The sequence below is a fragment of the Methylococcus sp. ANG genome, assembly GCF_040730495.1.
Lineage (GTDB): Bacteria > Pseudomonadota > Gammaproteobacteria > Methylococcales > Methylococcaceae > Methylococcus.
Genome location: NZ_CP160399.1, coordinates 1,946,703 through 1,966,115, shown reverse-complemented (window position 1 = coordinate 1,966,115; position 19,413 = coordinate 1,946,703). Strand labels below are relative to the sequence as shown.

The 19,413-nt window shown below is 63.6% G+C and carries 14 protein-coding genes; 11 read left to right on the top strand and 3 right to left on the bottom strand.

Features of this window, described 5'->3' with window-relative positions:
* The first annotated feature begins 73 nt into the window (after positions 1–73).
* From ABZN20_RS09410 to ABZN20_RS09395, 4 genes are all read left to right on the top strand, one after another.
* Entirely contained in the window at positions 74–4,150 is a 4,077-nt protein-coding gene (locus ABZN20_RS09410) for a DUF559 domain-containing protein (RefSeq protein ID WP_367027460.1), read from the top strand.
* 2 nt (positions 4,151–4,152) lie between these two features.
* A complete protein-coding gene (locus ABZN20_RS09405; RefSeq protein ID WP_367027459.1) occupies positions 4,153–5,586 on the top strand; it encodes an AAA family ATPase in 1,434 nt (477 codons plus the stop codon).
* Complete coding sequence (locus ABZN20_RS09400) at positions 5,567–6,172, top strand: hypothetical protein (protein ID WP_367027458.1); 606 nt, start codon at positions 5,567–5,569, stop codon at positions 6,170–6,172. The genes ABZN20_RS09405 and ABZN20_RS09400 overlap by 20 nt, the downstream gene beginning before the upstream one ends.
* A gap of 112 nt (positions 6,173–6,284) precedes the next feature.
* Complete coding sequence (locus ABZN20_RS09395; protein ID WP_367027457.1) at positions 6,285–7,511, top strand: hypothetical protein; 1,227 nt, start codon at positions 6,285–6,287, stop codon at positions 7,509–7,511.
* Positions 7,512–7,561: 50 nt separating this feature from the next.
* Here the strand turns inward: ABZN20_RS09395 and ABZN20_RS09390 are convergent, their stop codons facing one another.
* Positions 7,562–9,073, bottom strand: coding sequence for a hypothetical protein (locus ABZN20_RS09390; RefSeq protein ID WP_367027456.1), 1,512 nt, complete (start codon positions 9,071–9,073; stop codon positions 7,562–7,564).
* A 15-nt stretch (positions 9,074–9,088) separates the two neighbouring features.
* Here ABZN20_RS09390 and ABZN20_RS09385 point away from each other — a divergent pair, with 15 nt between their 5' ends.
* The gene (locus ABZN20_RS09385) at positions 9,089–9,310 is read left to right on the top strand and encodes a hypothetical protein (protein WP_255556565.1); all 222 of its coding nucleotides are present in this window, start codon (positions 9,089–9,091) and stop codon (positions 9,308–9,310) included.
* A 29-nt stretch (positions 9,311–9,339) separates the two neighbouring features.
* Here ABZN20_RS09385 and ABZN20_RS09380 read toward each other — a convergent pair whose 3' ends face one another.
* A complete protein-coding gene (locus ABZN20_RS09380; protein ID WP_367027455.1) occupies positions 9,340–9,792 on the bottom strand; it encodes a putative lipoprotein in 453 nt (150 codons plus the stop codon).
* Positions 9,793–10,060: 268 nt separating this feature from the next.
* Here ABZN20_RS09380 and ABZN20_RS09375 point away from each other — a divergent pair, with 268 nt between their 5' ends.
* The 5 genes from ABZN20_RS09375 to rbbA all read left to right on the top strand — a co-directional run bounded on the left by ABZN20_RS09375 (position 10,061) and on the right by rbbA (position 17,766).
* Positions 10,061–13,246, top strand: coding sequence for a discoidin domain-containing protein (locus tag ABZN20_RS09375; protein WP_367027454.1), 3,186 nt, complete (start codon positions 10,061–10,063; stop codon positions 13,244–13,246).
* A gap of 83 nt (positions 13,247–13,329) precedes the next feature.
* Positions 13,330–13,620: a nucleotidyltransferase family protein gene (locus ABZN20_RS09370; RefSeq protein ID WP_367027453.1), complete on the top strand. Its 291-nt coding sequence runs from the start codon at positions 13,330–13,332 to the stop codon at positions 13,618–13,620.
* A complete protein-coding gene (locus ABZN20_RS09365) occupies positions 13,613–13,975 on the top strand; it encodes a DUF86 domain-containing protein (protein ID WP_367027452.1) in 363 nt (120 codons plus the stop codon). Before ABZN20_RS09370 ends, ABZN20_RS09365 begins: the two co-directional genes overlap by 8 nt.
* Positions 13,976–14,080: 105 nt before the next feature.
* Entirely contained in the window at positions 14,081–15,046 is a 966-nt protein-coding gene (locus tag ABZN20_RS09360; RefSeq protein ID WP_367027451.1) for an HlyD family secretion protein, read from the top strand.
* The gene (gene rbbA, locus ABZN20_RS09355; protein ID WP_367027450.1) at positions 15,043–17,766 is read left to right on the top strand and encodes a ribosome-associated ATPase/putative transporter RbbA; all 2,724 of its coding nucleotides are present in this window, start codon (positions 15,043–15,045) and stop codon (positions 17,764–17,766) included. Before ABZN20_RS09360 ends, rbbA begins: the two co-directional genes overlap by 4 nt.
* A 45-nt stretch (positions 17,767–17,811) precedes the next feature.
* Here the strand turns inward: rbbA and ABZN20_RS09350 are convergent, their stop codons facing one another.
* On the bottom strand, positions 17,812–18,084 hold the full coding sequence (locus ABZN20_RS09350; RefSeq protein ID WP_367027449.1) for a hypothetical protein: 273 nt from the start codon (positions 18,082–18,084) through the stop codon (positions 17,812–17,814).
* 174 nt (positions 18,085–18,258) lie between these two features.
* On the opposite strand from ABZN20_RS09350, the gene ABZN20_RS09345 reads away from it, so the two are divergent.
* Positions 18,259–19,395, top strand: a complete 1,137-nt coding sequence (locus tag ABZN20_RS09345; protein ID WP_367027448.1) for an ABC transporter permease — start codon at positions 18,259–18,261, stop codon at positions 19,393–19,395.
* The last annotated feature ends 18 nt before the right edge of the window (positions 19,396–19,413 follow it).

Sequence of the window (19,413 nt, the reverse complement as noted above, 5' to 3'; positions counted from 1 at the left end):
AGATTCCGTTACCCTATATCGAGGTTTCAGGAACCGCTTCGTCTCCACCGGCCGGACAACAAGGACCCGCTCCATGACAGAAATCGACCCTACTCTGCGCGAACTGATTCTTCGCCACGTCCCCGAGAACGGCGCCAGCATCGGCAACAAGGCCTTGCTGGAACGGCTGGCCCAGTCGCTGGACGGCGAGGTTTCCGACGAGGATTACCGCCGGGTGCGCGATGCCCTGATCGCGGAAGGTTTGCTGGCGAGCGGACGCGGACGGGGCGGTTCGGTCATGCGTGCCGTGCCGGTGGATCCCGAAGACGATGAGCCGTTGCTGAACGTTCAAGTGCAGGTTACGCCGCCCAGGGCCGCTCCGCGCGGCGCGCCACAAGGCGGTCCAGGCACGCGCCCCAAACCTGGCGACACGACCCAGGTTCTCAGCTACCGCCACGGCGACAAGCGCCGGAACAACCCCCACGTGGGCATGGTGGACGCCGCCAGCGACGGCGTGGAGGAAGAGACCCGCTGGGCCTATGACCCGCACATCGATCCGGCGCTCCAGTTCGACAGCGCCCGCGCGGGCATCGAAAACCTCATCGACGACGCCCTCGCATCCGGCGACCCGGACCACATGCGCCGGGCGCTGGAACAGCTCAAGCGCATGCAGGCGCCCCATCTCAACTGGACCGGCAAGGCCGAGCGCACCAGTTTCGAGGTGGACACCGTTTCCCTGCACGTCCACGAACGCATCGACCCGGCGACCATCCTCGCCGCTGTGCAAAAAGGGTTCAAGAGTCGCGCCGCAGCTAAGAAAGCACCCTCATCCCAAACCGGCTTCGCCCCCCTCGCTTCGCTCTCCCCGCCTGCGGGAGAAGGGTTTAAGAACCCCTCTCCCGCAGGCGGGAGAGCCACAACCAACCCCTCTCCCGCAAGCGGGAGAGGGGCAGGGGTGAGGGGCTCTGTTTTAACCAAAGCCTTCCAACCCGACCTCTTCTCCGCCCCCTTCGAAAACCTGCCCCTCCGCGAAGCCATAGCCTTCTACAAGCACGAGCGCGACTGGGCCAACCGCCTCATCGCCGGCGACTCCCTGCTGGTGATGAACTCGCTGCTGCAAAAGGAGAGCATGGCAGGTGGGGTGCAGATGATCTACATCGACCCGCCCTACGGCATCAAATACGGCTCCAACTTCCAGCCCTTCACCCACAAGCGCGACGTCAAGGACCGCAAGGACGAGGATTTGACCCAGGAGCCGGAAATGATCAAAGCCTTCCGCGATACCTGGGAGCTGGGCATCCATTCCTACCTGACCTATTTGCGCGATCGGCTGTTATTGAGTCGCGAGTTGCTAGCGGAAAGTGGCTCGTGTTTTGTGCAGATTTCGGATGAGAATTTGCATCTTGTGCGGGAGGTGATGGATGAGGTGTTTGGTGCGAGCAATTTTATTAGCCTGATTACTGTCGCAAAGACAAGCAGCGCGACAAGCGAACTATTGGCCGGCGTATCCGACTATGTTGTCTGGTATGCCAGGGATAGTGAAAATGTGAAATACCGTCAGCTATTTCAGGACAAGGAGATTGGTGGCGCAGGAGGTGGACAGTACTCGTTACTGCGATACCCAGATTGGCAACGTGTTCGTGTTTCAGATGTGGAGAAGGCACTAGCCGAGGCACCAGAAGGGACAAGGGTATTTCGTCTTGACAATATGACGAGCCAGCGACCGCCTGGCGATTTTCCAGTTGAGGTATTTGGACAGCAAATTCGGCCAGCAAATGGATACTGGAAAACTGGTGAATCAGGTATGCGGTTGCTTGCGCGTTCAGGACGACTTGATTTGGTCGGCAGGACACTGTGCTATGTGCGCTATATAGATGATTTTCCAGTTTTTCCCTACTCCAATCTCTGGACTGATACGGTTACTTCCGGGTTTTCAGACAAGAAGGTTTACGTTGTTCAAACCAACGCTAACATTGTCGACCGTTGCCTCTTGATGACCACCGACCCCGGCGACCTGCTGCTGGACCCCACCTGCGGTTCCGGCACCACGGCTTTCGTCGCCGAGAAATGGGGCCGGCGCTGGATCACCTGCGACACCTCCCGCGTCGCCGTCACCCTGGCCAAGCAGCGCCTGCTGACCGCCAGCTACGACTACTACGAACTGAAGTACCCCCACGAGGGCCTGAAGGGCGGTTTCATCTACAAGACCGTGCCCCACGTCACCCTCAAGTCCATCGCCAACAATCCGGAAATCGACGAGATTTACGAGCGGATGCATCCGGCCGTCGAACAGGCGCTGGCGGAGTTGAATGCAGCGCTTCAGACTCCCTCACCCCCGGCCCCTCTCCCGCCCGCGGGAGAGGGGAGTGAAAGCCCTTCTCCCGTAGGCGGGAGAAGGGTTTGGGATGAGGGTACTTTGCTCCCTTCTCCCGCAGGCGGGGAGAGCGAAGCGAGGGGGACGAAGCCGGTTTGGGATGAGGGTGCTTTGCCCCCCTCTCCCGCAGGCGGGAGAGGGGTAGGGGGTGAGGGTACGGAATGGGAGTACATCCCCCACCCACCCGCCAAACTGCCCGAAGCCCTGAAACAACACGCACGCGACTTGCGCAAAGCCGCCACCGACGCGGAAAACCTCATGTGGCAGTTGCTGCGCAACCGCCGGCTGGCCAATGCCAAATTCCGTCGGCAACACCCCATCGGCAAGTACATCGCGGATTTTTATTGCGACGAGCAGGGGTTAGTCATTGAACTCGACGGTGGCCAGCACGCAGAGCAGAAAACTTACGATGACCAGCGTACGGCGTTTTTGCGAAGCCAAGGGCTGACGGTTCTGCGATTCTGGAACAATCAGGTGTTGAACGAGACGGAAGCGGTGTTGCAGGTTGTTTGGGAGCATGTTGTGGGGAGAGACGCCCTCACCCCTAACCCCTCTCCCGCCTGCGGGAGAGGGGAACCGAAAAGCCCTTCTCCCGTGGGCGGGGAGAGCGAAGCGAGGGGGGCGAAGCCGGTTGGGGATGAGGGAGTTAAGGAATGGGAGGTGCCTTTCGACTTCCCCGCCGATTGGCCGGAAGCCGCCCGCGCGCACTTCGATGCCTTCCACGCCGCTCGCCAGGCCATGCAAAAGCAGATGGACGCTTCCATCGCCGCCCACGCCGACCAGGAAACCCTGTACGACCAGCCGCAGGTGTCCAAAACCAAGCTGCGCATCACCGGACCCTTCACGGTGGAGGCGGTTCCCTTTCCTACGGTATTGGCGCTGGAGCCCTCACCCCTCTCCCAGGGGGGCCTTGATTTCACTGCCGACGTGGCGGTGGCCCGCTCCGGCGAAACCTCCCGCCAGGGACTATGGCGCGACGAACTGCTGAAAACCGGCATCCGCGGCAAGGGCGGGCAAATCCTCAAGCTGGCCGAGCTGGAGCCGCTGCCGGGGGCGCGTTACATCCACGCCGTGGGTACGGTGGCGGAGGAGTCTTCGCCCTCACCCCAACCGGCTTCGCCCCCCTCGCTTCGCTCTCCCCGCCTGCGGGAGAGGGGCTTTGATCGCGTAGCGGTCAGCTTCGGCCCGGAACATGCGGCGCTGGAGCAGCGCCAGGTGGAGATCGCCATGCGCGAGGCGGGCGAGCTGTTTCCCCTGCCCAAGATGCTGGTGTTTTGTGCCTTCACCTTCGATCCGGAGGCGGCCAAGGACATCGACAACATTAAGGGCATCACCGCCCTCAAGGTGCAGATGAACACCGATCTGCTCACGGAAGACCTGAAAAAAGCCCGCGCCAGCAACGAATCCTTCTGGCTGATGGGCCAGCCGGATGTGGAGGTTAGGAAGCTGTCGGACGGCCGCTATGAAGTGGAAGTGCACGGCTTCGACTATTTCGACACCGCCAGCGGCGAGCTGAAATCCGGCGGCAAGAAGCAGATCGCCCTGTGGGCGCTGGACACCGATTACGACAACCGTTCCCTGTTCCCCAAGCAGGTGTTCTTCCCCATGGCCGGCGCCAAGGAGGGGTGGCGCAAGCTGAAGAAAGACATCCGCGCCGAACTGGACGAAGACCTGCTGGAGCAGTTCCACGGCACGGTTTCGCTTCCGTTTGAGGCGGGGGAGAATCGCTGTATCGGGGTGAAGATTGTGGATGACCGGGGGATTGAAAGCCTCAAGGTCATCGCGTTGGGAGATTGACCATGAACGATTTGCCAAACACCGGAGCATTTCCCCTGTCCGAACTTGCCTTTGACGTAAGGCAATTTGGGCCGATTAAGACCGACAGCACGTTTACCGTTAAGCCGCTCACTTTGCTGTGCGGTCCGAATAATGCCGGCAAGACGTGGGTGATGTATGCTCTGTATGGTTTTCTCAGCCGGTTCGCCCAAGGTGCGCCCTTGCCGGAAATCGGCGATATCGCCAAAACGCTGGCCGAGCAGGGAGAGTACCAGTGGGATATGGTTGCCTGGTTAACCAAGCACGGCCAAGGGGTTATCGACATTATCCATCAGGGAACAAACGGGCGGCTACCCAGGATATTCAGCACCGAAGCCGAGCTGCTCAAGCCTGCTGCTTTCAACCTGAAAATCTCGTCTTCCCGTTTGGCCGAGAGATGCAAAAGCAAGGCTTTTGATTTTCGTCTCTCCATCGGACGCGAGAAAAACGACGCTCTCCGCATTTACAAAGCGGCGGGCGAAGACCATGCTCAGCTTACCTTGCTGGCACAGCGATTACCCGACTTGAAGTTCCGCATCGCCGACGCGGTAATGGACTTCCTGCTGGATTTGGACGGAGACAACAAAGCCTTTCTAATGCCCGCCGAGCGCAACGGATTGCATCTGTTTTTCCGCGAGCTTGCAAGTACACGCACGGCGCTGCTGCATCATGCGACGAAACCTGAAATCGACGTGGCGAAGTTGATAAAAGACGTCATCAGTTCCCGTTACGCCGAACCGATTGCGGACTACATCGACTGGCTAAACGTCATCCATCAACTGCGCAAACAGAGGAACAATACCCTTCACCATTGGGCGGAACAGGTGAAGCAGATTGCCGGCGGCAGATACGACGTGGATGCGGAGGGCAACATATTTTTTACGCCGGGCGTCATCAGTCGGAACACGAAAGGAGCCCCGAAATTGGGTTTGCATATGACATCGTCCACGGCCAAGAGTTTGTTCGGTCTGTGGTTCTATTTGGAGCATGAGGCAAAGCCCGGCGACACGCTAATGATCGATGAGCCGGAGCTGAACTTGCACCCTGATAATCAGCGCAAGGTCGCCAAGCTGCTGGTGCAATTGGTGAATGCCGGGATTCGCGTGGTCATATCCACCCATAGCGACTATATGGTGCGTGAAATCAATAACTTGATCATGCTGAATACACCATTTCCAGGGCGGGAGGATTTGATTAAGAAGTTTCACTACGAAGGTTGCGACTTTCTAAATCCGGAATACGTTGCCGCTTATTTGTTTGATCGCGGCTCCATTCAGCCCATGGAGATTGACGAAAACGAGGGCATCATCGCCGCGACGTTCGACAACGTCATTAATGCGCTAAACCGTTCGAGCGACGAGATTTTCTACACGCGCCGCGATAGCTCGGAGGACTCGGATGTCCAATCCAGCACTTGAAACCATCAAGGCAGTTCAACGTTGTGTCCAAAGCGATTTTCGCCAGGAAAAATCTGGCGAATCTTACGCATTGGTCGATGAAAACAGCGGGCAAAAGCTGGAAATCGCTGTTGGCGGTTTGTCCGACAGCGTGTGCTTGGTCATTGACAAGAAGCGGGCGAAGACCAAAGACGGAGCGCCATCGAAAGATCCGACTTTGCCTTTTATCGAACCTAGCGAGCCGGGCTTAACGAGCAAAGTCGACGCCATCTTGATAGTCAGCCGCGATGATGTGCTGTATGTCTTTTTGCTGGAAATGAAGACGGGCAATGCTGGCAATTACCTCTTGCAAATGCAAACGGGAAAGTTGATTACGGAATTTTTGTTTGGCCTGCTCAAGCTACACAAGAAGTGCGATACCCCCGTGCCGCAATTCTTTGGTGTGCTGTGCTACGGCGGCGAAAGGAAAACTGTACCCAAAGGTACGACCCGGCATGGTTCCGCCATCGAATTTGAGGAACGCCAGGACCTGAAAGTCTGCGACTGGTCGCAACCTATCCTCAATGCGAAAGACCTCGTCAACGCGGCCAAGCGATGCGTTCTTTAATCATCAATTCCCCCTATGCCAAACCCGAGCAGCACTGGGAGCAAGACCCCCACGGCCGCGTGCTTCATGTCGTTGAAGGCCGCCGCAAGGCGGGTTAGCCATCGTCGATACGGTGGGCAAGCGCGGCAAGCCGGGGCAGCGGCTGCAAAACGTGGTGTCCGTGGCGATGCTCTCCGAGGGCTGGGATGCGGCCAACGTTACCCACATCATGGGCCTTCGGGCCTTCACCAGCCAGTTGTTGTGTGAGCAGGTGATCGGCCGGGGACTGCGGCGCGTCGCCTACGAGCGGGACGAGGACGGGCTGTTTCTGCCGGAGTACGTGAACGTGTTCGGTGTGCCCTTGTCCATTTTCCAGGACGTGGGGGAGGGCGGTACTCCTCCGCCACCGCCCAAGCCCAGCGTTCAGGTGGAAGTGGTGCCCGGCCGCCATTCTTACGAAATCCGCTGGCCCAACGTGCTGCGGGTGGACACGGTGCTGCGGCCTTGTTTGGTGATGGATTGGGATGAGGTGGAACCCTTGACGCTGGACCCCATGCAGACGCCCATCCATGCGGAAATCGCCCCGGCGCTGGCGGGCCAGGCCGATCTTTCCAAGATGAGCGAAATCGATCTGGAAAAGGCCGCGGAAGATTTCCGTCTCCAAAACCTCATCTTCCGTGCCGCCCGCAAGCTCTACCTGCAAAGCGCAAACGGTTTCTCCGGAGACAAGCAATACTTGGCCGTGCAACTGATCCGGCTGGTTGAGCAATTTCTGGCCAGCGACAAGCTCGACATCCCGAGTCTGTGGCATCAACACCCGGTGCGGAGGAGGATTCTGCTCGCCATGAACATGGATACCGTGGTGGGACACGTCTATCGTTTCGTGCGTCTGCGGAATACCGAGACACTGGCGATCTGCTTTGATCAGGAGCGGCCCATCGGCTCCACCGCCGCCATGCGCACCTGGTACACCACCAAGCCTTGCGCTCCCACCGGGAAATCGCAGATCAGCCACGTGGTTTACGACAGTGTGTGGGAAAAAGCCGTGGCGGATTTGTGCGAGAAGGAGCCGTGGGTATTGGCCTGGGCCAAGAACGATCACCTGGATTTCAAGGTGCGTTATCTCTATCGCGGCTCGTCACGCAATTTCGTGCCGGATTACCTGATACGGTTGAACAACGGCAAGACCTTGGTGCTGGAAGTGAAAGGCCAGGACAGCGAGCGGAACCGCGCCAAACGGGCCGCCATGGATATTTGGATACAAGCGGTGAATGAACAGGGTGGTTTTGGCCAATGGTGCTTCGACGTCGTATTCGAACCGGCGAAGATGCGGGACACGCTCCTTTTGCATGCGGGATAAGGGCGGTACGTTGAACAGGTCTCGGTCGGTGGCCGGCTTCGGCGTCCGCCTCAGCGGAACGTCCCCTTGCGGATGTTGAAGAACGCCAGTTCCGGCAGGCTGACCAGCATGCCGCGGAGGCCGTGGTGGAGGGTGCGGCCGGCGTCGAAGGGGCTGGCCAGGAGACCGGCCAGGGCTTCGGCGGTGCCGACCGCCAGATTGGCGGCGCCGAACAGGGGACGCGGCCAGGCCGCCGTGTCGGTGAAAAACAGGAACAGGGAGTCTTCGTCGTTCGTACGGTAAATTGCGGAGCTCAAGGGGCTGAGTTCGGCCAGATAAGCTTCGCTGTCGAGGGTTTCCAGGAAAAGCTTGCGGCGCGATGCGAGTTCGAAGGATTCCGTTACGCGGTAGTGACGCTCGACGCGTTGCGCCGAGACGAAGGGGATGGCGTCGACCGCCGTCGGCTCGATGTGTCCGCCCAGCGCTTGGGTGCCGCTCCTGTTCAACCCGGCCAGGCTGTCGTTCAGGGTTCGGAACAGCTCGGTGACACAGTTCCGCTCCACCAGGTGGTACCGGTAGATCTGTTTGAGCCGTTCCCGCTGGCCGCTCTCGGCCGCGCGGAAAGCCGCCGCGGCGTCTTGCATTTCCTCCGCGCCCAACGCGGGGCGGACGGTTTCCGTGGGGCTTCCGGGACGCGAGGGCATCAGTCCGGCGGAGACGCGTAGATGGAACGGCGCCCTGCCCGCCAGCACCTTGCGGGCCTCGAGCCGGCGGTTCGCCGCGTTTTCCAGCAGGCTGTAGCCGACTTCATCGAGTTCCCGGCCGCTGGACAGCTCCTGCCGGGCCAGGCGGAAGTCGGCGTCCGCGGCGGTGAAGACCGGCGGGGCGCTGCCCCAAGGGAGCTCGGTCGTTTCCCGCCCGTTCAGCGTATCCAGGAACACCAGCCGGCCGTAGCGCAGGGTCTTGCCCAGCGCCTCCAGCCGGGCGAAGGCGGCGAGGAGGCCGGGGCCCTGGTCGGGGCGTGGCTGGTCCAGCGCCGCCAGCGCCGATTCCTCCAATTTGCGGGCGAAGGTTCGCAGCGTCTCGATTTCGCCCGGCTTGAGCGCGAATTCGCGGCCGGCCGGCGCGTGGTAGGCCTCGTGCCGGAGTGGCGCGGCGCGTTCCAGCAGCCGATAGGCTTCCAGCAGGGCGAGGAGGTCGTGGTAGCGGTCGGCGAAACGGTAGCGCCAAGGCGGCGAGCCGTTGGCATCCATCGGCAGCGGATCGTCCGGCGGGTCCGGGCGCAGCCCCAAGATCGCCTGACCGACCGAAGCCATGCGCGTCTCGAGACCCTCGGCCCCGTAACGGGCGAGGGCGCGGGTGCGCAGGCCGGCGAGCGCCGGGTCTTCGGGAACGTCCGTCCGCGCCGGCTCGAACAGGCCGAGGCCTTTCACCAGGAGCCGCGGTGGCGTGTCGGTGCTGGCCAGCGTCGCCAGGATTTCGCCGTCGCGGTGGAGCGCTTCCGGCACCTCGAACTGGGCGTTCTGCCGTCGCAGCCGGTTCTCGAAGCTCTCACGCAGGGCTGCGTAGACGTCCGGCGTCACCGCGATCCGGCTGACGTGGAGGGTGCGGTTCTCGGTTTCGGTGTAGAGCCGGCGGAACGGTTCGAACGCCTGGCGGGCGGCTCGGATCAGGCCGCCCTCCGCGTATTCGAAATGGTAGACCTCGTCGCCGAACCGCAGCGCCGCATGGCCTCCCGCCGCCTGACCCTCGTTGGCGTCGAGATAGAGGTAGTCGATCCGGGCGGAATAGGCCTCCTCGGCGCGGAGCGTGGCGGGTAGAACCAGCAGCGCGAGAACGGCGAGCCGGATCAGCGGGAACCCTCGTCGATATACTGCATACGGGTCGGATCGGAATTCGCCAGCAGGCGGCGCAGCGCCTCGTACTGCGGCTGGCCCAGTTTGGCGGCGGCCAGGCCCTTGCCGATGGCGACGTAGGTGCCCTTGTCGCTGTCCCAGCCGGTGATGCCGTATTCCTGCGCCAGCTGGCTGACCCGGGCATAGAACGCCACGCTGTCGCTGCTGCCGGATTTTGCGAATTCGGTGGTGTATTCGGCGACGCTTTTTTCGTAGCGCGCCTTTTTGTTCTGCGACGACTTCGAACTCGACGAGCTGGATTCGGAAATCGAAGCCGACGAGGTGAACGGGCTGGCGGAAGTCTTGACCGAGCTTTCCGAGCTGTAGGAGAACGAGCAGCCTTGCAGAGCCAGGCTGACGACCATGGCGACCAGCCGCCCCGGATGATGAAAGCGACTGTTCGCCATGCTCGTTTCCCTCGCTCCGGCCCTCTCCCAAAGGGAGGGGGTGATCAAGGTTGCCGCGACTTTCATGTCAATGGCGGGGACGAGCAAGAATTTGGTTTTAGGAAGCATGGACTTAACGGGTTCCGTGAGTTGGTCGACCGGGGCGAGACGGGAAGCCTTGTTCTCGCGTGATGTGATTCAATCATATTCCATGACCTCGCTTGTGCCCAACCGACCGCATGGAGCGTTGAGTCTCACTCAAGGAATTCACTACAGTCTTGGAGATCGGATGATTGAAGTATTGCGCAGTCCCGCCTGGTTCTGGGGACTCGTGTTGTGGTGGGGTTTGGCTGCGGGTGGCGAGATCAAGGCGCTGGATGATTTCGAGACCCTGGCCGGCTGGACGGCGGAAGGCTCGCCCGGCACGCGCTTCGAACTGAAGCAGGACCGGGGCTTCGAGGGCAAGGGCCTCAGGCTGGACTTCGAATTCGCCGGCGGCGCCGGCTACGTGATTTTGCGCAAGCGTTTCGAACTGCCCTTGCCGGAGAACTATGCCTTCAGCTTCCGCGCCAAGGGCACGGGGCCGGCCAATACCCTGGAGTTCAAGCTGCTGGACCCGGGGGCGCAGAACGTCTGGTGGCACCGGCGTGAGGCCAAGGGTTTGCCTGCCGACTGGCAGCTCCAGCCGATCCGCAAGTCCGCCATCGATTTCGCCTGGGGGCCGTCGGGCGGTGCGCCGCTGCTGGCGCTGGGCGGCATCGAGTTCGCGCTGACCGCGGCCGCAGGCGGCAAGGGTACGCTGTGGCTGGACGACTTCCGCTTCGAGCAGCGCGACGCGGTGGTGGAATACCGCGGCCAGCCCAGGGTTTCCGCGTCTTCCGCCACCGGCGAGGAGGGCCCGGAGTTGGCGTTGGATGGGCAGGCGCAAACCGTGTGGCGCAGCGCACCCAAGCCGCGGCGCCAGTGGCTCAAAGTCGATTTCGGCCGGCTTCGCGAATACGGCGGACTGGTTCTCGAATGGGATGGGGATTGCCCTGCGCGGGACTATGCGGTCGAGGTTTCGGACGACGGCCGACGTTGGCGCGGTGTCTACCGCGTGGCGGAGGGCAACGGCCGGCGCGACTACCTCCCGCTGCCGGAGACCGAATCGCGCTACCTCCGGCTGGCTCTGCGCCGGAGCGCCTGCGGCCAGGGTTACGCGCTCCGCGAACTCACGGTGAAACCGCCCGATTTCGCCGCTTCCCCCAACCGGTTGTTCGAACACATCGCCCGCAACGAGCCGCGCGGCGCTTACCCGCGCTATTTCCAGGGCGAGCAGATGTACTGGACCCTGGTCGGCGCGAACGGCGGGCACCGCAAGGGTCTCTTGGGGATGGACGGCGCGCTGGAGACGGAACGGGGCGGCTTCACGGTGGAGCCGTTCCTGCATGCCGACGGACGGCTGCTGGGTTGGAGCGAGGGGCGGACCTCGCAGTCGCTGGAACGGGGCGATCTGCCCCTGCCGACGGTGGAGCGCGACTACGGCGACCTGAGCCTCAGGGTGACGGGCTTTGCCGGGACCGTGGTCAACACTCCGGTGCTGCTCGGCCGCTACCGGGTGGAAAACCGGTCCGCGACGGTTCGCCGGCTCAGGCTTTTCCTGGCCGTGCGTCCGTTCCAGGTCAACCCGCCCTGGCAGTCGCTCAACATGAAGGGCGGGATGAGTCCGATCCGCCGGATCGAGGCTGCCGGTCGCGTGCTCAAAGTGGATGGCGCCGATGCGCTGGTGGCGATGAGTCTGCCCGACGGCTTCGGTGCCGCAGGTTTCGACCAGGGGGACATCACCGACTTCCTGGGCGAAGCCCGCCTGCCATCGCGCACCGCGGTTTCCGATTCCGCCGGTTATGCATCGGGGGCCTGGGTGTTCGACCTGGCGCTGGCGCCGGGTGCGGCACGGGAAGTCTTCATCGCCGTTCCCGAACGCAAGAAGGGTTCGTCCTCGTCCGTCGAAGCGGCGCTGAAGGCCGAAGGCGAGACGCTGGGCAACCGCCTGTGGCAGGAAGCCGTCGGCTACTGGCGGAAGGCGCTGGCCGGGCCCGATTTCCTGCTGCCGGAATCCGAACAGGGCCTGGCGCAGAGCCTCCGGGCCAATCTGGCCTACATCCTGGTGAACCGCGACGGTCCGGCCTTGCAGCCGGGTTCCCGGACCTATGCCCGCACCTGGATCCGCGACGGCGCCCTGATGTCCTCGGCCCTGCTCATGCTGGGACGCGGGGAGGAGGTGAAGCGCTTCCTCGAATGGTATGCCCGCTTCCAGACCCCGGAAGGCGCCATTCCCTGCTGCGTCGACAGCCGCGGCCCGGACAGCGTGCCGGAGAACGACAGCCACGGCGAGTTCGTCTACACCCTGGCCGAGTACTACCGCTACAGCCGCGATCTTGAGTTCGTGCGGACGTTATGGCCGCACGTGACCTCTGCCCTGGGGTACATCGACACACTCAGGCACCAGCGGATGACGGAGCGCTACCTCAGCGGCGAGGACGAGGCTTTCTATGGCCTGATGCCGGCCTCGATCAGCCACGAAGGCTATGCCTCGCAGCCGGTGCACGCGTTCTGGGACGACTTCTGGACCCTGCGCGGCATCCGCGACGCGGTGATGCTGGCCAAGGCCTTGGGCGACCAGACCCACGCGGAGAGTTGGAGCAACATGCTGGCGGAGTTCCGCGGCCATCTCCATGCCGCGCTGCAAGCCACCATGGTCCGCAAGGGCATCGACTACATCCCGGCCTCGGCCGACCTGGGCGACATCGACCCCAACGCCGTCGCCATCATGGTGTCGATCGGGGGCGAGGCCGGAAGGCTGCCACAGGCCGCGCTGGCCAAGACCTTCGACGACTATCTCGCGCATTTCCGCAAGCGCCGCGACAGCGACGGCGACGACGGCTACACCCCGTACGAGGTGCGCATCGCCGAGGCGCTGGTGCGGCTCGGGCGGCGCGACGACGCCTGGGAGGTCCTGCGTTCCCTGCTGCGCGACCAGCGTCCGCAAGCCTGGCGCCATTGGGCCGAGGTGGTCTGGCGCCACCCCGAGGCGCCGCGCTTCATCGGCGACATGCCGCATTCCTGGATCGGCGCCGAGTTCATCCGCTCGCTGCGCAGTTGTTTCGCCTATGAGGACGATGCCGAGGATTCCCTGGTGCTGGCCGCCGGAATTCCGGCCGAATGGCTATACAATGCAGCCAACGCCGAAGTCGGCGTCCGCCGCCTGCCGACCGCCTACGGCCCGCTCGATTACGGCTTGCGGGCGGAAGGTGCGGAAACCTTGAAGCTTCACATCGACGGCCGTCTGGCCGTGCCGCCGGGCGGCATCCGGATACGGCCGCCGGCGGGGAGGCCGATCAAGGCGGCGAAGGTGAACGGCGCCGGCGTCTCCGGTTTTGCCGGCGCCGAGCTGAGGATCGAGGCCGCACCGGCGGAGGTCGAGATTCGGTATTGAACCGGAGAGACTGCATTCGTCATCCCGGAAGGCTCCGTGAGGTGGCATCATGACGTCATCGTCGGTTTTTTCCCGAATTCAGTATGAACCGATCTTTCGCCATGCAGAGTTTCGCTCAACATAAAGACGAGCTGGTTCGCCGGTTCGGGGTCACTCGTCTGGCGTTGTTCGGCTCGACAGTGCGAGGAACCGCGAGGGAAGACAGCGATGTGGATGTCCTCGTCGCTTTCGACGGTCCTGCGACCTCGGAGCGTTACTTTGGAGTGCAGTTCTATCTGGAAGATCTGCTGGGGGTGCCGGTGGACCTGGTGACCGAAAAAGCGTTGCGCCCGGAACTGCGGCCTTTCATCGAGCGGGAGGCCGTCGATGTCTGAGGGCGATGGTGCGCCGTTGCGCGAATGGCGGTTTTATATCGACGATATGATCAATTTTGCGGAAAGGGTGATGACCTACAGCGAGGGACTGGACCAAGCCGGTTTTGAAGCCAGCGGCATCACCTACGACGCTACGGTGCGCAATCTCGAATTGATCGGGGAGGCGGCCACTCATATCCCGGACAGCGTGCGCCAAGCGAATCCCGGAATTCCCTGGCGGCTGATCGTGGCGACCCGTAATCGTCTGATTCACGGCTATCTTGGAATCGACAACGATACGCTTTGGAGCGTTATTCGCAGGGATATTCCCGTGCCGCTGCCCCGACTCCGCGAACTCAAGGAGCGCTCGGGATGAACAGGTGTGGGTGAGGATGCCATTGCCGAAGGATGATGGACGAAAGAGGACGCGTTCCGCCATGGCGGTGCTAAAGCTGGCGCTGGCGAAATCGGACAGGTCCGCGTGAACAAAGCTGTTATCGCCCTAGTCGCAGTGTTCCTGGTCGCCGGCGCCGTCGGTCTCGGCGTCTGGCGCGACCGCCATGCCCGTGAGTTGCCGCCCGGCATCGCCCGCGGCAACGGTCGCCTGGAGGCCACCGAGATCGATGTCGGCGCCAAGTATGGCGGGCGTATCGCCGAGGTGCTGGTGTATGAGGGCGACGACGTCGCTCCGGGCCAGCCGCTGGTCCGCATCGATACCAGTGAGGAACAGGCGCAGTTGCAGAACATCGAGGCGGAGCTCAAGCGGGCGCGGGAATCGCTCGATTATGCCGGCCAGATGCTGCGGGTGGCCCGGCACGATCTGGAACTGGCGCAGAACATCTTCAGGCGCTCGTCCCGCCTGGTCGAACAGGCGGCGGTTTCGGCCGAGAAACTGGATCACGACCGCACCGAGCTGAGGAACGCCGTCGCCCGGCTCGATGCGGCCCAGTCGCGGATCGGCGAGGCGGAAGCCGGGATCGACGCCGTCGCCGCCGAAAAGCGCCGGATCGAATCGGTGGTACGGGAGAGCGTGCTCCTGGCCCCCAAGGAGGCCAGGGTCCTGTACAAACTGTCGGAGCCGGGCGAGGTGCTCCCCAGAGGCGGCAAGGCGCTGACCCTCATCGATCTGAACGACGTCTACATGATTCTCTACCTCGGCGAGGCCGAAGCCGGGCAGGCGGCGATCGGCGGCGAGGCGCGCATCGTGCTGGACGCCCTGCCGGACCTGCCGCTGCCGGCGCGGCTGGTGTTCGTCTCGCCCAAGGCCCAGTTCACGCCCAAGCAGGTGGAGACTTCGAGCGAGCGGCAGAAGCTGATGTTCCGCCTGAAGGCCCAGGTCGATCCGGAATTCCTCCGCGCCCATCGCGGTCTGATCAAGCCCGGCATGCCCGGCGTGGCTTACGTCAAACTTTCGCCGGAGGCGTCCTGGCCGCCCTTGCAGCGATGAGCGCCATCGTCCGGGTCGAGGAGTGCCGCCACCGCTACGGCGGGGTCGAAGCGCTCGCGGGCATCTCGTTGGAATTGCCGGCCGGCGGGCTGACCGGCTTCGTCGGTCCGGACGGGGTGGGGAAATCGACCCTCCTGGGTTTGATCGCCGGCGTCCGGGAGCGCCAGGCGGGGCGTATCGAAGTGTTCGGCGAGGACATCGCCGATCCGAAGGCGCACCGGCGCTTGTGCTACCGCATCGCCTACATGCCGCAGGGGCTGGGGCACAACCTGTACGCGACGCTCTCGGTGTGGGAGAACGCCGAGTTCTTCGGCCGTTTGTTCGGTTTCGCCGGAGACGAGCGCCGGCGGCGGATCGAGCGTCTGCTGGCGGCAGTGGGGCTCGCGCCTTTCCGCGACCGTCCGGCCGGGAAGCTTTCCGGCGGGATGAAGCAGAAGCTCGGCCTCTGCTGCGCCTTGCTGCACGAACCGGACCTGTTGATTCTCGACGAGCCGACCACCGGCGTCGATCCGCTGTCGCGGCGGCAGTTCTGGGAGCTGATCGACACGCTGAGGCATGAGCGGCCGGGCATGAGCGTCCTGGTCGCCACCGCCTACATGGAGGAGGCCGCGCGCTTCGACCGTCTGGTCGCCATGGACGCCGGACGCGTCCTCGCGATCGGGACCGCGGCGGAACTGCTGGCCCGCACCGGCACCGCCGACATGGAGTCGGCCTACGTGGCCCTGTTGCCGCCGGAAAAAAGGCGGGGGCATGAGGCGCTCGTGATCCCGCCGCGGTGGAACGGCCGGGGCGAGGCGGCGATCGAGGCCAGCGGGCTCACCCGCCGCTTCGGCGATTTCCTGGCCGTGGACGGGGTCAGCTTCCGGATCGAGCGCGGCGAAATCTTCGGTTTCCTCGGCTCGAACGGCTGTGGCAAGACCACGACCATGAAGATGCTCACCGGCCTCCTGCCGGCCAGCGCCGGTTCGGCCTCGCTGTTCGGCCAGCCGGTGGCGTCGGGCAATTCGGCGATGCGCCGCCGCATCGGCTTCATGTCGCAGGGGTTTTCGCTCTACACCGAGCTGACAGTCAGGCAGAACCTGGAACTGCATGCCCATATCTTCGGTCTGGCGCCTTCCGCGCTCGAAGCCAGGATCGCGGAGCTGGTGTCCCGCATGGACCTGGCCGCGCACCAGGACGCCCTGGCCGAATCGCTGCCGCTGGGTATCCGCCAGCGCCTGTCGCTGGCGGTGGCGTTGGTCCACGAGCCCGAGCTGCTGATCCTGGACGAGCCGACTTCGGGCGTCGATCCGGTCGCCCGCGACCGTTTCTGGGAGATTCTGGTAGAGCTGTCGCGCGAGAAAGGCGTGACGATCTTCATCTCGACCCATTTCATGAACGAGGCGGCACGCTGCGACCGCATCTCGCTGATGCACGCAGGAAGGGTGCTCGCCCAGGGCGCACCCGCCGAGCTGGTGCGGGAGGCGGGGGTGCCCTCGCTGGAGGACGCCTTCATCGCTTGCCTGGAACGGGAGAGCATTCCCCCGCCCGGCGCAGCCGCGACCGTTCCTTCCTTCGCCTCGGGAGTCGCCGGCTCGGCACCCGAAGCCAGCCCCTGGTTCAGTCCCCGCCGCTTCAAGGCCTATGTCTGGCGCGAGACCATGGAGCTGGCGCGGGACCCGATCCGCTTGGCTTTTGCGCTGATAGGGCCGATGCTGCTGATGGTGGTCATGGGCTACGGGATTTCGCTGGACGTCGAGCATCTGCCCTACGCGGTCCTCGACTACGACCGTACGCCGGAAAGCCGCCGATATCTGGAGCACTTTGCGCATTCGCGCTATTTCGAGGAGCGGGCGCCGCTGCGAGACGACGAGGACCTCCTGCGGCGGATGGCGCGGGGGCAGCTCAACTTCGCCGTGGAGATTCCGCCGGGGTTCGGGCGGGACCTCAAGGCGGGGCGTCCGGCCGAAGTGGGCATCCGCATCGACGGCAGCATCCCGTTCCGCGCCAACACGGTGCAAGGTTATGTGGAGGCCGTGCACGCCCGCTTCCGCAGCGACATGATCGACGAAAGCCCGGGCCGAGGCGTGGCGCCGCCGCTGCGGGTGGAAACCCGTTTCCGCTACAACCCGGATCTGAAGAGCGTCTACGCTCTGGTGCCGGGCGTGATCGCGGTGATGCTGGCGGTGATCCCGCCGATTCTCACGGCGGTCAGCGTAGTGCGGGAAAAGGAGATGGGGTCGATCACGAATCTGTATGCCACGCCCTCGACCCGTCTGGAGTTCCTGCTGGGCAAGCAGCTCCCCTACGTCGTGGTGGGCCTGGTCAACGCCTTGTCCTTGATTGCGCTGGCGCTGTGGCTGTTCGGCGTACCGGTGAAGGGGGACCTGTCGGCCCTGCTGCTGGGCGCCGTGCTGGCGGTTGCGGGGACCACCGGCTGGGGACTGCTGATTTCGGCATTCACGCGCTCGCAGATCGCCGCCCTGTTCGCGGCGTTCCTGCTGTCCATCGTGCCCGCCATCAATTTTTCCGGTTTCCTGGCGCCTGCGGCTTCGCAGACGGGCGCGGCGGCCGTGATGGGCTACGGGTTTCCGACGTCCTGGTTTTTGACCATCAGCGTCGGGGCGTTCACCAAGGCTCTGGGGTTCCCCGAGCTGTACCTCAACCACGCGGTGCTGCTGGTCTTCGTGCTGGCCTACCTCGGGCTCAGCCTCTTCCTGCTTCCCTCGCGGGGACGCTGAGCCGGCCGGGCGGATGGCGGTTCCGCCCGACGGCGTGATGATCGGTCAGCCTGCGGCGGCCTTCGCGGCTGCTTCCGTTTCCAGCGACATCACGGTGTCACTGGGATCGGCGGCTGCCGGTTCCGGCTCCTCGGAGGCGGTTTCCGGCGCCGCCGCCGCGGTTTGAGCCAGGATCGGAGATTCGTCCTGCGTGGCGGTTTCCGCCTCGCTTGCCGGCGCCGAGGCCGCCGCCGCTTTCCCGGGGGCGGGCGAGGAATAGACTGCGTAGAGCACATAAGCCAGCAGGCCCACTGCGATTGCGATAACTGAAAGGTCCATCGGTCCTCCTGATATAGTTGTATATCGACGTGTGAACGATGCGCCGCATTGTGTCATGCAGGGGAAACACGGCGTCAATCGTGTGGCAATTATGGACCAGACGGAAAAACCACACCATCTTTATGTGAATGAGGCTCCCTCCGGCCCGGCCGCATTTCCGACCGGAATGCCGTGATGAAGAAAGGGGGACGTCTGCGCACGATTTTCCGCCTGGGGCTGAAGGAGCTGGCCAGTCTCCGCCGCGACCTGGCCATGCTGATCCTGATCGTCTACGGCTTCACCGTGATGATCTACATTCCCGCCAGCCGCGGCATGTTGGAGCTCCGGAACGGGGCGGTGGCGGTGGTGGACGAGGACCGCTCCGAGTTGTCCAGGGAGATCGTCGCCGCCCTGCCGCAGCCTTATTTCCTGCTGCCCGATCCGCTGCCGATGGACCAGGTGGACAGCATGCTCGACGCCGGCCGCTACGCCTTCGTGATCGACGTTCCGCCCCGCTTCCAGGCCGATTTTCTGGCCGGAAGACAGCCGGAAATCCAGGTCAACGTCGATGCGACGGCGATGAGCCAGGCCGGCATCGGCGCCGGCTACATCGAACGGATCATCCGCGAAGAGGCCGCCGGTTTCGGCAGGAACGGGGTCACCCCTGCGGATGCCGGCGTCGATCTGGCGATACGCACCCTTTACAATCCCAATGCCCAAGAAAGCTGGTTCGTCTCGGTGATGGTCCTCATCAACGTGGTCAATCTGCTTTCCATCATCACCTCCGGCGCCGCGCTGATGCGGGAACGGGAGCGCGGCACCGTCGAGCACCTGCTGACCCTGCCGCTCGGGCCCTTCGAGATCGTGTGCGCGAAGATCTGGGCCAACGGCCTGGTGGTGGTCGTGGCGGTCGGCCTGTCATTGACCCTGGTCGTGGAGGGCGTGCTCGGCGTGCCGCTGGCGGGATCGCTGCCATTGTTCCTGGCCGCCACGGCGCTGTATCTGTTCACTTCCACCGCGATCGGCATCTTCCTCGCCACGGTGGCACGTTCGATGCCCCAACTCGGGCTGCTGTGCATTCTGGTGGTGTTTCCGATCACCACGCTGTCCGGCAATACCGTTCCTCTGGACAGCATGCCGGAACCGATCCAGCGGGTGATGGCGTTTTTCGCCTCGACGCATTACGTCAAGATCGCGCAGGCCGTGCTTTACCGCGGCGCGGGTTTCGCAGCCGTCTGGCCGCAGTTCCTGATCATGGCCGGCATCGGCGCGCTGTTTTTCTTGCTGGCCCTGGCCCGCTTCAGGCATACCGTCGCGCGGCAGGTGGGCTGAGCGGTGTTTCTTCCTTCC

Bases quoted from the DNA above. Each gene is read 5' to 3' on its own strand.
- ABZN20_RS09410 (WP_367027460.1), top strand. From the start codon at position 74: ATGACAGAAATCGACCCTACTCTGCGCGAACTGATTCTTCGCCACGTC.
- ABZN20_RS09400 (WP_367027458.1), top strand. From the start codon at position 5,567: ATGTCCAATCCAGCACTTGAAACCATCAAGGCAGTTCAACGTTGTGTC.
- ABZN20_RS09380 (WP_367027455.1), bottom strand. From the start codon at position 9,792: ATGGCGAACAGTCGCTTTCATCATCCGGGGCGGCTGGTCGCCATGGTC.
- ABZN20_RS09345 (WP_367027448.1), top strand. From the start codon at position 18,259: ATGAAGAAAGGGGGACGTCTGCGCACGATTTTCCGCCTGGGGCTGAAG.
- ABZN20_RS09370 (WP_367027453.1), top strand. From the start codon at position 13,330: ATGAACCGATCTTTCGCCATGCAGAGTTTCGCTCAACATAAAGACGAG.
- ABZN20_RS09365 (WP_367027452.1), top strand. From the start codon at position 13,613: ATGTCTGAGGGCGATGGTGCGCCGTTGCGCGAATGGCGGTTTTATATC.
- rbbA (WP_367027450.1), top strand. From the start codon at position 15,043: ATGAGCGCCATCGTCCGGGTCGAGGAGTGCCGCCACCGCTACGGCGGG.
- ABZN20_RS09375 (WP_367027454.1), top strand. From the start codon at position 10,061: ATGATTGAAGTATTGCGCAGTCCCGCCTGGTTCTGGGGACTCGTGTTG.
- ABZN20_RS09405 (WP_367027459.1), top strand. From the start codon at position 4,153: ATGAACGATTTGCCAAACACCGGAGCATTTCCCCTGTCCGAACTTGCC.
- ABZN20_RS09350 (WP_367027449.1), bottom strand. From the start codon at position 18,084: ATGGACCTTTCAGTTATCGCAATCGCAGTGGGCCTGCTGGCTTATGTG.